This window comes from Pseudomonas sp. LBUM920, assembly GCF_003852315.1.
Taxonomy (GTDB): Bacteria; Pseudomonadota; Gammaproteobacteria; order Pseudomonadales; family Pseudomonadaceae; genus Aquipseudomonas.
In genome coordinates, this window is the sequence record NZ_CP027762.1 from 5,858,759 (window position 1) to 5,870,551 (window position 11,793).

Consider the following 11,793-nt stretch of genomic DNA (forward strand, 5'->3'; position numbering starts at 1 on the left):
GGCCGGTGGCAAGAGCCACCAGCCATCAGCCTTCAGCTTAACGCTTGGGCTGGAGACGCAAGGTCGATGCTTACTTCAGCTCGACTTTAGCGCCTGCTTCTTCCAGCACTGCTTTGGCTTTGTCAGCTGCGTCTTTGGACACTGCTTCCAGAACCTGGGCAGGAGCGCCGTCAACTACAGCCTTGGCTTCTTTCAGGCCCAGACCGGTCAGTTCACGAACTGCCTTGATCACGTTTACTTTCTTCTCGCCAGCTTCCAGCAGCATGACGTTGAATTCGGTTTGCTCTTCAGCAGCAACAGCAGCAACAGCTGGGCCAGCGGAAGCAGCAGCAGCGGAAACGCCGAATTTTTCTTCGAAAGCTTTGATCAGCTCAACAACCTGCAGAACCGACATTTCAGCTACGGCGTTGAGGATATCTTCTTGGGAGATAGACATTACTGTATTTCCTGAATTGGGGGACGGCCTACGCGGCCATCGAAATAAACAAAAATACGCGAAAGGAGGTGCTCAGCCTTAGGCTGCGGCAGCTTCTTTTTGCTCGCGAACTGCAGCCAGAGTACGAGCCAGCTTGCTGGTAGCGCCTTGAATCACGCTCATCAGCTGCGAAATAGCTTCGTTACGGGTCGGCAGTGTTGCCAGTACGTCGATTTGGTTAGCTGCGAGGAACTTGCCCTCGAACGCAGCTGCCTTGATCTCGAACTTATCCTGACTCTTGGCGAATTCCTTGAACAAACGGGCAGCAGCGCCTGGATGTTCTTTGGAGAACGCGATCAGAGTCGGGCCGGTGAACACGTCGTTGAGGACACTGTATTCAGTGTCAGCAACAGCGCGCTTGAGCAGGGTGTTACGTACAACACGTACGTATACGCCAGCTTCACGAGCCTCTTTACGGAGTCCGGTCATAGCGCCTACTGTCACACCACGGGCATCAGCCACGACAGCGGACAGAGCAGCTTTGGCAGCCTCGTTGACTTCAGCGACGATGGCCTTCTTGTCTTCGAGATTAATTGCCACGGGTTTAACTCCTGCTTGTTACCGTTTCATCTGGCCGAAGCCGGATGTCGTTTTGGTGTCTGATTCGGTAAGGAACCGGGAGCACCATCTGCGTAGGCTTGTGGTTTAAGACTTGCGCCGCCTACGGTCTTGGATAGCCCCCGCCAGGCAGGGACCCCAATTTTTTCAATCAGCGCGATCGCTCGCGCCAACTTGTGTCTTATACGTCCAGCGAGCCTTGGTCGATGACCAGACCTGGGCCCATAGTGGTGCTCAGGGTAACGCGCTTAACGTAGATACCTTTCGAGGAAGCTGGCTTGATACGCTTCAGATCAGCGATCAGGGCTTCAACGTTTTCCTTCAGCTTGACGGCATCAAAGCCGACTTTGCCAACGGAGGTGTGAATGATGCCGTTTTTGTCGGTGCGATAACGAACCTGACCAGCCTTGGCGTTTTTAACCGCGGTAGCTACGTCTGGCGTTACGGTGCCGACTTTAGGGTTAGGCATCAGACCACGTGGACCGAGGATCTGACCCAACTGACCTACAACGCGCATTGCATCCGGGGAGGCAATAACTACGTCGTAGTTCAGGTCGCCGCCTTTCATTTCGGCAGCCAGGTCGTCCATGCCAACGCGGTCGGCGCCGGCGGCCAGAGCAGCTTCAGCTGCCGGGCCTTGGGTGAAGACAGCAACACGTACAGTCTTGCCAGTACCGTGTGGCAGCACAGTAGCGCTACGAACGACCTGGTCGGATTTACGTGGGTCAACACCCAGGTTTACAGCAACGTCAACGGACTCGCTGAACTTGACAGTCGACAGCTCGGTCAGCAGGGCAGCAGCGTCTACAAAGTTGTAGGCCTTACCTGCTTCGATTTTGCCGGCGATAGCCTTTTGGCGCTTGGTCAGCTTAGCCATTACACACCCTCCACGTTAAGGCCCATGCTACGAGCAGAACCGGCGATGGTACGCACGGCTGCATCCATATCAGCTGCAGTCAGATCCGCGTTTTTGGTTTTCGCGATTTCTTCCAGCTGAGCACGAGTTACGGTGCCAACCTTAACGGTGTTAGGACGAGCGGAACCGCTAGTCAGACCTGCAGCCTTCTTCAGCAAAACCGAAGCCGGAGTCGACTTGGTTTCGAAAGTGAAGCTACGGTCGCTGTATACAGTGATGATCACTGGAGTCGGCAGACCTGGCTCAAGACCCTGAGTACGGGCGTTGAAGGCCTTGCAGAATTCCATGATGTTCACGCCGTGCTGACCCAGAGCCGGGCCGACAGGTGGACTTGGGTTGGCCTGAGCGGCCTTCACTTGCAGCTTGATGTAAGCGGTAATCTTCTTGGCCATGAGGCACTCCAATTACGGGTTCAAACGCCTCGAAAGGCTCCCCGGTTACTTGCGCGTTTATCCCAGTGACGACAAAACCCCACAGCCTAGGGCTGCGGGGTTGGGATGCTTGCTCAGCTAGACCTTTTCGACCTGGCTGAACTCCAGCTCTACCGGAGTAGAGCGACCGAAAATGAGCACCGCCACTTGGATCCGGCTCTTTTCGTAGTTAACTTCTTCGACAGTGCCGTTGAAATCAGCAAACGGACCATCTGTGACACGAACAACCTCACCCGGCTCGAACAACGTCTTCGGCTTAGGCTTGTCGCTACCGTCAGCAACACGACGCAGAATCGCTTCTGCCTCTTTGTCAGTGATCGGAGCAGGCTTATCAGCAGTACCGCCGATGAAACCCATGACACGAGGAGTGTCCTTGACCAAGTGCCAAGTACCTTCATTCATGTCCATCTGAACCAGCACGTAGCCAGGGAAGAACTTGCGTTCGCTTTTACGCTTTTGGCCATTCCGCATTTCAACCACTTCTTCAGTGGGAACCAGAATTTCGCCGAAGCCATCTTCCATGCCTGCCAGCTTTACGCGCTCTAGCAAAGAGCGCATGACATGCTTCTCGTAACCCGAGTAAGCATGCACAACGTACCAACGCTTAGCCACGGGACACCCTTAGCCAACAATCAAGGAAACAAGCCAGCCGAGCAGGGAATCAAGCCCCCACAACAGCAACGCCATAACCAGAACAACAGCCACAACAATCAACGTGGTCTGCGTGGTTTCTTGGCGAGTCGGCCAAACGACTTTACGGATTTCTGTGCGAGCTTCCTTTACCAGGACTGCGAAAGACTTGCCTTTGGCAGTCTGCAGGCCTACAAAGGCAGCTACAGCAGCAAGGGCAAGCAAAGCGAGTACGCGGTACAGGATCGGCGAAGCAGAATAGTACTGATTGCCAACAACGCCTACGACCACCAATGCGACTACAGCAAGCCACTTGACCAGATCGAAACGAGAGCTTTGAGCTTCAGCCTTAGGAGTCATCTATGAAGATCCTGTGAAAAGAAAGCCAGACACACCACGTGAATCTGGCAGGTCAGGAGGGAATCGAACCCCCAACCTACGGTTTTGGAGACCGTCGCTCTGCCAATTGAGCTACTGACCTAAAACAAAATCAGGCCGACCATTATGCAGGCCTGAAAAAGACTTTACAACAACCAACCCCTAGAGACTTGAAATCACCCGACATTCACGCCAGGCAGAACACTATCAAGCCGAGTTAGCTGTTAAAACAAAGGCAGATATTTTCATATCTGCCTTGTTATATGGAGCTCTTGAGCGGATTTGAACCGCTGACCTCACCCTTACCAAGGGTGTGCTCTACCAACTGAGCTACAAGAGCAAAACACCGTGCACAACCTGCAAACTTGGAGCGGGTAGCGGGAATCGAACCCGCATCATCAGCTTGGAAGGCTGAGGTTCTACCACTAAACTATACCCGCGGAGCTTGCAGCTCACGCTAAAAATGGTGGAGGGGGAAGGATTCGAACCTTCGAAGTCGTAGACGTCAGATTTACAGTCTGATCCCTTTGGCCGCTCGGGAACCCCTCCTAAGCGAGCCGGCATTCTACATCACGCCGGCCTTCTGTCAAGCATTTTCTCATTAAAAATATGAGGTTAGCTGCGTTGACCTTCGCTTCACGCTGTAGACCGTGAAGGTCTTCACTGCGAAGCGGGCGCCATTCTATGCAAACTATTCGACACTTGCAACGCCTTCGCACAACATTATTTTATGTTTTAACTCATTGAATTCCTTAGCAAGGTTTTCAAATGGCAGATCATCGGCCAGTCGCCTGCTTTCAGGGGACACACGCAGCCAATAGCCGGTAGTGCCAGGTACATTGAGCAGTTGCACCTTGACCTTTATATCCAGGCTCATGAGACGCTGCTCAAGCAACTGCGCTTGTCGCTGATCAGCAAAGCCACCTATGTATAAGCATGTATTTTGCGGCTCAGGGGCGTTTGCCCGGTCACGGCGGACAACCGAATCAGAAGACTCACTCAACAGCCGGATGTCCTGCTGAGAGCCGCGATAGAGACTCAGAGGCGTAACGTCCTTAGCGCGCAACGGCGCCTCTTGTTGATGCCAGATGTAATAGAAGGCATTGAGAACGAGCAAGAGCAAAAACAGCCAACGCATAAAAAACCTCAGAACAAAGGGCACGCCATCGCCAGTCCCACAAAAACCAGATCCGGAACAAAGCGAGCCTGCGGTACGGCATCCGAGACCAGGTCAGCATCCCCGCCTGTCAGGAAGACGGTGAAATCCTCCCCCCAATAGCGCCGAGCCAACTCAAGCTGGGTCAATACAAACCCCCGAAGCATGAGCGTGCAGCCACGCTCAACGGCCTCAACGGTGGTTCGACCTGGGGAAAGATGCTCCATGGCCTGCTCTGCTGCGGCATCGTCGTAGCGAATCTTGCGGGTGTGTGTTCGCAGCTGACTGCGCATCAGGGGCATTCCAGGGCATATAAAGCCTCCTAGATGCTCACCGTCAGCAGCGATAAAGTCCGCAGTCGCGGCGGTACCGAAGTCGAGCACCAAGCAAGCACCCGGCGCCAACTTGAAACCGCCAAGCATTGCTAACCAGCGATCAAGCCCGAGGCGCTCGTACTCTTCATAACCGTTGCGCACTCCCGCCATTTCTCTCGCTGAGGCAGCGCAAGCCACTGTGACACCAAATGCCTCCTGCAATGCCTCAACCAACTTTCCCGTTTCCTCTGAAGCACGAACGCTCACCAAACGGCATCGCGTCAGCAGCAGACCCGGAATTGCGGTCAGACTTTCTATTAATGCGAGATCTGAACCGACAACACCCTCTGCGCAGGCGCTAATGCTCGGCGCATCAAGCACCCGCCACTTGATAAAGCTATTTCCACAGTCGAGCTCAAGAATCATCGCGCAGCCTCAGGCTTAACTCACCACCGCTATATATTTTCTCAACACCATCGACATTCAGACGCAGCGCGCCCTGGTGATCAATCCCCAGCACAATCCCATCAATCTGATTGACGCCTGCAATGAGAGTCACAGCCCTACCCTGCCACAAATGATTTCGCTCCCACTCCTCCTGCAACGCACTAAAGCCAAAGGCCTTGTGGCGCTCCAAGTGGCTTTGCAGCTGCAGGCTTAGCTGCGCAACCAAGTAATTACGATCGACGGGCGCACCCGTTTCCAATTGCACTGAGGTCCACTGCTGATCTACCTCGGCAGCTTGCTGCATGTTCACGTTAATGCCTATCCCGATCACCACGTGACAGATGTCTGCAGGGTCACCCACCAACTCAAGCAAGATGCCGGCAATTTTCTTGCGCCCTACAAGGACGTCGTTTGGCCACTTCAGGGCCGCGCCCTGCACACCCGAATCACGCAGCGCTTGCATGACCGCCAATCCCACTACAAGACTAAGGCCCTCCAGCTGCCGCAGCCCACCCTCGATGCGCAGTACAAGGCTGTAGTAGACATTCTGAGCGAATGGACTCACCCACGTGCGGCCCCGCCTCCCCCTGCCGGCCGTCTGCTGCTCAGCAAGCACCAAAAATGGCGCAGCAACACCTGCGTCAACAAGACGCAAGGCTTCAGCATTAGTGGAGTCGATAGAGTCAGAGATGTGGACGGGCCATGCCAAAGAAGCGGCATTCACCGCAATCTCTTCCTTGCTCAGAAACACCAGCGGCGAAGCCAACTGGTACCCCTTGCCGCGAATTTTATGAATGGGCAAATTCAGCTCTGCCTCAAGGTGCTGGAGCTGCTTCCAAACAGCACTGCGGCTGACACCCAGGGCGGCACCCAGCGCTTCTCCGGAATGAAATCGGCCATCTTTCAGAAGTTCTAACAACGTCAGCATGCAAGTATCGCCTCACAATGAGGCACGCATGATAGCCATGCGCAAGGCCATTGCATAGAAAGGCCGGGATTTAGCGCCCATGCCCCGCATGTAGCGGGAAGTTTGGGAGCTGGGCCTATCAGGAAAGCACACATTATCGTTGGCGCATCGCGATGCCTTCATACCTGCATTTTTCGACCGCCCAAAACAAAACCCCTGTTTGCGTTAGCAAACAGGGGCTCTGGAATTTAATCCTGACGATGACCTACTCTCACATGGGGAAACCCCACACTACCATCGGCGATGCATCGTTTCACTGCTGAGTTCGGGATGGGATCAGGTGGTTCCAATGCTCTATGGTCGTCAAGAAATTCGGGTACTGAGTCGTGACCAGATGGCCTCGCTTCAGCAAATTGGGTATGTGACAGCTTTCGGTGTTTTGTGAGATTCGAACTTTCGGTTCATTTCGTCTTCACACACCGCAATCTGGTCTCTTTGCCTTTCAGCGCAGAGCATGCAAATTGCTTGGGTGTTATATGGTCAAGCCTCACGGGCAATTAGTATTGGTTAGCTCAACGCCTCACAGCGCTTACACACCCAACCTATCAACGTCGTAGTCTTCGACGGCCCTTCAGGGAACTCAAGGTTCCAGTGAGATCTCATCTTGAGGCTAGTTTCCCGCTTAGATGCTTTCAGCGGTTATCTATTCCGAACATAGCTACCCGGCAATGCCACTGGCGTGACAACCGGAACACCAGAGGTTCGTCCACTCCGGTCCTCTCGTACTAGGAGCAGCCCCTCTCAAATCTCAAACGTCCACGGCAGATAGGGACCGAACTGTCTCACGACGTTCTAAACCCAGCTCGCGTACCACTTTAAATGGCGAACAGCCATACCCTTGGGACCGGCTTCAGCCCCAGGATGTGATGAGCCGACATCGAGGTGCCAAACACCGCCGTCGATATGAACTCTTGGGCGGTATCAGCCTGTTATCCCCGGAGTACCTTTTATCCGTTGAGCGATGGCCCTTCCATACAGAACCACCGGATCACTAAGACCTACTTTCGTACCTGCTCGACGTGTCTGTCTCGCAGTCAAGCGCGCTTTTGCCTTTATACTCTACGACCGATTTCCGACCGGTCTGAGCGCACCTTCGTACTCCTCCGTTACTCTTTAGGAGGAGACCGCCCCAGTCAAACTACCCACCATACACTGTCCTCGATCCGGATAACGGACCTGAGTTAGAACCTCAAAGTTGCCAGGGTGGTATTTCAAGGTTGGCTCCACGCAGACTGGCGTCCACGCTTCAAAGCCTCCCACCTATCCTACACAAGCAAATTCAAAGTCCAGTGCAAAGCTATAGTAAAGGTTCACGGGGTCTTTCCGTCTAGCCGCGGATACACTGCATCTTCACAGCGATTTCAATTTCACTGAGTCTCGGGTGGAGACAGCGCCGCCATCGTTACGCCATTCGTGCAGGTCGGAACTTACCCGACAAGGAATTTCGCTACCTTAGGACCGTTATAGTTACGGCCGCCGTTTACCGGGGCTTCGATCAAGAGCTTCGCGTTAGCTAACCCCATCAATTAACCTTCCGGCACCGGGCAGGCGTCACACCCTATACGTCCACTTTCGTGTTTGCAGAGTGCTGTGTTTTTAATAAACAGTCGCAGCGGCCTGGTATCTTCGACCGGCATGAGCTTACGGAGCAAGTCCTTCACCCTCACCGGCGCACCTTCTCCCGAAGTTACGGTGCCATTTTGCCTAGTTCCTTCACCCGAGTTCTCTCAAGCGCCTTGGTATTCTCTACCCAACCACCTGTGTCGGTTTGGGGTACGGTTCCTGGTTACCTGAAGCTTAGAAGCTTTTCTTGGAAGCATGGCATCAACCACTTCGTTAACTAAAAGTTAACTCGTCATCAGCTCTCGGCCTTAGAATCCCGGATTTACCTAAGATTCCAGCCTACCACCTTAAACTTGGACAACCAACGCCAAGCTGGCCTAGCCTTCTCCGTCCCTCCATCGCAATAACCAGAAGTACAGGAATATTAACCTGTTTTCCATCGACTACGCTTTTCAGCCTCGCCTTAGGGACCGACTAACCCTGCGTCGATTAACGTTGCGCAGGAAACCTTGGTCTTTCGGCGTGGGTGTTTTTCACACCCATTGTCGTTACTCATGTCAGCATTCGCACTTCTGATACCTCCAGCAAGCTTCTCAACTCACCTTCACAGGCTTACAGAACGCTCCTCTACCGCATCACTTACGTGATACCCGTAGCTTCGGTGTATGGTTTGAGCCCCGTTACATCTTCCGCGCAGGCCGACTCGACTAGTGAGCTATTACGCTTTCTTTAAAGGGTGGCTGCTTCTAAGCCAACCTCCTAGCTGTCTAAGCCTTCCCACATCGTTTCCCACTTAACCATAACTTTGGGACCTTAGCTGACGGTCTGGGTTGTTTCCCTTTTCACGACGGACGTTAGCACCCGCCGTGTGTCTCCCATGCTCGGCACTTGTAGGTATTCGGAGTTTGCATCGGTTTGGTAAGTCGGGATGACCCCCTAGCCGAAACAGTGCTCTACCCCCTACAGTGATACATGAGGCGCTACCTAAATAGCTTTCGAGGAGAACCAGCTATCTCCGAGCTTGATTAGCCTTTCACTCCGATCCACAGGTCATCCGCTAACTTTTCAACGGTAGTCGGTTCGGTCCTCCAGTTAGTGTTACCCAACCTTCAACCTGCCCATGGATAGATCGCCCGGTTTCGGGTCTATTCCCAGCGACTAGACGCCCTATTAAGACTCGCTTTCGCTACGCCTCCCCTATTCGGTTAAGCTCGCCACTGAAAATAAGTCGCTGACCCATTATACAAAAGGTACGCAGTCACAGAACAAAGTCTGCTCCCACTGCTTGTACGCATACGGTTTCAGGATCTATTTCACTCCCCTCTCCGGGGTTCTTTTCGCCTTTCCCTCACGGTACTAGTTCACTATCGGTCAGTCAGTAGTATTTAGCCTTGGAGGATGGTCCCCCCATATTCAGACAAAGTTTCTCGTGCTCCGTCCTACTCGATTTCATGACTAAGAGATTTTCGCGTACAGGGCTATCACCCACTATGGCCGCACTTTCCAGAGCGTTCCGCTAATCTCAAAGCCACTTAAGGGCTAGTCCCCGTTCGCTCGCCACTACTAAGGGAATCTCGGTTGATTTCTTTTCCTCAGGGTACTTAGATGTTTCAGTTCCCCTGGTTCGCCCCTTACACCTATGTATTCAGTGTAAGGTAACCATCTTATGATGGCTGGGTTCCCCCATTCAGACATCTCCGGATCAAAGTCTGTTTGCCGACTCCCCGAAGCTTTTCGCAGGCTACCACGTCTTTCATCGCCTCTGACTGCCAAGGCATCCACCGTATGCGCTTCTTCACTTGACCATATAACCCCAAGCAATCTGGTTATACTGTGAAGACAACATTCGCCGAAAATTCGATAATACTCAATTACGAGTAACTCACAAATTTTACCTTAGCCTGATCCGTTACCAGTGAAAGTAACGTTCAGTCTATCTTTCTATCACATACCCAAATTTTTAAAGAACGATCTAATCAAAGACTAGAAATCAACATTCACCATCACTTTGATGGAATGCTCATTTCTAAGCTTTCAAAACTTTCAGAAGCAGTAGTGGTGGAGCCAAACGGGATCGAACCGTTGACCTCCTGCGTGCAAGGCAGGCGCTCTCCCAGCTGAGCTATGGCCCCGTATTTCTACAGGCGTTTCCCACACAAAATTGGTGGGTCTGGGCAGATTCGAACTGCCGACCTCACCCTTATCAGGGGTGCGCTCTAACCAACTGAGCTACAGACCCAATTTCGGGCTGCTTCTTATCGTCTTCTTCAATGAATCAAGCAATTCGTGTGGGAACTTATGGAGCAGCTGATGTCGTCGATTAAGGAGGTGATCCAGCCGCAGGTTCCCCTACGGCTACCTTGTTACGACTTCACCCCAGTCATGAATCACACCGTGGTAACCGTCCTCCCGAAGGTTAGACTAGCTACTTCTGGTGCAACCCACTCCCATGGTGTGACGGGCGGTGTGTACAAGGCCCGGGAACGTATTCACCGCGACATTCTGATTCGCGATTACTAGCGATTCCGACTTCACGCAGTCGAGTTGCAGACTGCGATCCGGACTACGATCGGTTTTGTGGGATTAGCTCCACCTCGCGGCTTGGCAACCCTCTGTACCGACCATTGTAGCACGTGTGTAGCCCAGGCCGTAAGGGCCATGATGACTTGACGTCATCCCCACCTTCCTCCGGTTTGTCACCGGCAGTCTCCTTAGAGTGCCCACCATTACGTGCTGGTAACTAAGGACAAGGGTTGCGCTCGTTACGGGACTTAACCCAACATCTCACGACACGAGCTGACGACAGCCATGCAGCACCTGTCTCAATGTTCCCGAAGGCACCAATCTATCTCTAGAAAGTTCATTGGATGTCAAGGCCTGGTAAGGTTCTTCGCGTTGCTTCGAATTAAACCACATGCTCCACCGCTTGTGCGGGCCCCCGTCAATTCATTTGAGTTTTAACCTTGCGGCCGTACTCCCCAGGCGGTCAACTTAATGCGTTAGCTGCGCCACTAAAAGCTCAAGGCTTCCAACGGCTAGTTGACATCGTTTACGGCGTGGACTACCAGGGTATCTAATCCTGTTTGCTCCCCACGCTTTCGCACCTCAGTGTCAGTATTAGTCCAGGTGGTCGCCTTCGCCACTGGTGTTCCTTCCTATATCTACGCATTTCACCGCTACACAGGAAATTCCACCACCCTCTACCATACTCTAGTCAGTCAGTTTTGAATGCAGTTCCCAGGTTGAGCCCGGGGATTTCACATCCAACTTAACAAACCACCTACGCGCGCTTTACGCCCAGTAATTCCGATTAACGCTTGCACCCTCTGTATTACCGCGGCTGCTGGCACAGAGTTAGCCGGTGCTTATTCTGTCGGTAACGTCAAAACACTAACGTATTAGGTTAATGCCCTTCCTCCCAACTTAAAGTGCTTTACAATCCGAAGACCTTCTTCACACACGCGGCATGGCTGGATCAGGCTTTCGCCCATTGTCCAATATTCCCCACTGCTGCCTCCCGTAGGAGTCTGGACCGTGTCTCAGTTCCAGTGTGACTGATCATCCTCTCAGACCAGTTACGGATCGTCGCCTTGGTGAGCCATTACCTCACCAACTAGCTAATCCGACCTAGGCTCATCTGATAGCGCAAGGCCCGAAGGTCCCCTGCTTTCTCCCGTAGGACGTATGCGGTATTAGCGTCCGTTTCCGAACGTTATCCCCCACTACCAGGCAGATTCCTAGGCATTACTCACCCGTCCGCCGCTCTCAAGAGAAGCAAGCTTCTCTCTACCGCTCGACTTGCATGTGTTAGGCCTGCCGCCAGCGTTCAATCTGAGCCATGATCAAACTCTTCAGTTCAAACATCTTTGGGTTTTTAAGAAACCCTAAACTTGGCTCAGCAATCGTTGGTTACATCTTTGATTTCTCGCGGAGTAACTTGTGATGCTGATAATCTTGT

At 52.9% G+C, this 11,793-nt stretch carries 9 protein-coding genes, 6 tRNA genes and 3 rRNA genes; all 18 read right to left on the reverse strand.

Annotated elements, in window-relative coordinates:
- Nucleotides 1-70: 70 nt before the first annotated feature.
- The 18 genes from rplL to C4J83_RS27310 all read right to left on the reverse strand — a co-directional run bounded on the left by rplL (nt 71) and on the right by C4J83_RS27310 (nt 11,693).
- Nucleotides 71-436 carry a 50S ribosomal protein L7/L12 gene (rplL, locus tag C4J83_RS27225; protein WP_010566858.1) on the reverse strand — a complete coding sequence of 122 codons (366 nt, stop codon included), beginning with the start codon at nt 434-436 and terminating at the stop codon, nt 71-73.
- 78 nt (nt 437-514) lie between these two features.
- A complete protein-coding gene (gene rplJ, locus C4J83_RS27230; RefSeq protein WP_010174464.1) occupies nt 515-1,015 on the reverse strand; it encodes a 50S ribosomal protein L10 in 501 nt (166 codons plus the stop codon).
- Nucleotides 1,016-1,214: 199 nt separating this feature from the next.
- Nucleotides 1,215-1,910, reverse strand: a complete 696-nt coding sequence (gene rplA / locus C4J83_RS27235; RefSeq protein ID WP_003232403.1) for a 50S ribosomal protein L1 — start codon at nt 1,908-1,910, stop codon at nt 1,215-1,217.
- A complete protein-coding gene (gene rplK, locus C4J83_RS27240) occupies nt 1,910-2,341 on the reverse strand; it encodes a 50S ribosomal protein L11 (protein ID WP_003176435.1) in 432 nt (143 codons plus the stop codon). The genes rplA and rplK overlap by 1 nt, the downstream gene beginning before the upstream one ends.
- Nucleotides 2,342-2,458: 117 nt before the next feature.
- Nucleotides 2,459-2,992: a transcription termination/antitermination protein NusG gene (nusG, locus tag C4J83_RS27245; protein WP_003176436.1), complete on the reverse strand. Its 534-nt coding sequence runs from the start codon at nt 2,990-2,992 to the stop codon at nt 2,459-2,461.
- Between the two features lie 9 nt (nt 2,993-3,001).
- On the reverse strand, nt 3,002-3,370 hold the full coding sequence (gene secE, locus C4J83_RS27250) for a preprotein translocase subunit SecE (RefSeq protein WP_003194658.1): 369 nt from the start codon (nt 3,368-3,370) through the stop codon (nt 3,002-3,004).
- 45 nt (nt 3,371-3,415) lie between these two features.
- Nucleotides 3,416-3,491: transfer RNA gene (locus C4J83_RS27255), tRNA-Trp, on the reverse strand.
- Nucleotides 3,492-3,652: 161 nt separating this feature from the next.
- A tRNA-Thr gene (locus C4J83_RS27260) sits at nt 3,653-3,728 on the reverse strand.
- A 26-nt stretch (nt 3,729-3,754) separates the two neighbouring features.
- Nucleotides 3,755-3,828 (reverse strand) — tRNA-Gly (locus C4J83_RS27265).
- A gap of 24 nt (nt 3,829-3,852) precedes the next feature.
- Nucleotides 3,853-3,937, reverse strand: a tRNA-Tyr gene (locus C4J83_RS27270).
- 142 nt (nt 3,938-4,079) lie between these two features.
- Nucleotides 4,080-4,526, reverse strand: coding sequence for a hypothetical protein (locus C4J83_RS27275; protein ID WP_106580213.1), 447 nt, complete (start codon nt 4,524-4,526; stop codon nt 4,080-4,082).
- A gap of 8 nt (nt 4,527-4,534) precedes the next feature.
- Entirely contained in the window at nt 4,535-5,284 is a 750-nt protein-coding gene (locus tag C4J83_RS27280) for a pantothenate kinase (protein ID WP_106580212.1), read from the reverse strand.
- Nucleotides 5,274-6,233, reverse strand: coding sequence for a bifunctional biotin--[acetyl-CoA-carboxylase] ligase/biotin operon repressor BirA (gene birA, locus C4J83_RS27285; RefSeq protein WP_124418574.1), 960 nt, complete (start codon nt 6,231-6,233; stop codon nt 5,274-5,276). Before birA ends, C4J83_RS27280 begins: the two co-directional genes overlap by 11 nt.
- A gap of 231 nt (nt 6,234-6,464) precedes the next feature.
- A 5S ribosomal RNA gene (rrf, locus tag C4J83_RS27290) occupies nt 6,465-6,580 on the reverse strand.
- A gap of 168 nt (nt 6,581-6,748) precedes the next feature.
- A 23S ribosomal RNA gene (locus C4J83_RS27295) occupies nt 6,749-9,640 on the reverse strand.
- Between the two features lie 251 nt (nt 9,641-9,891).
- Nucleotides 9,892-9,967, reverse strand: a tRNA-Ala gene (locus C4J83_RS27300).
- 30 nt (nt 9,968-9,997) lie between these two features.
- A tRNA-Ile gene (locus tag C4J83_RS27305) sits at nt 9,998-10,074 on the reverse strand.
- A gap of 82 nt (nt 10,075-10,156) precedes the next feature.
- Nucleotides 10,157-11,693, reverse strand: a 16S ribosomal RNA gene (locus C4J83_RS27310).
- Together the 16S, 23S and 5S rRNA genes with 2 tRNA genes alongside form the textbook arrangement of a ribosomal RNA operon.
- Between the last annotated feature and the right edge of the window lie 100 nt (nt 11,694-11,793).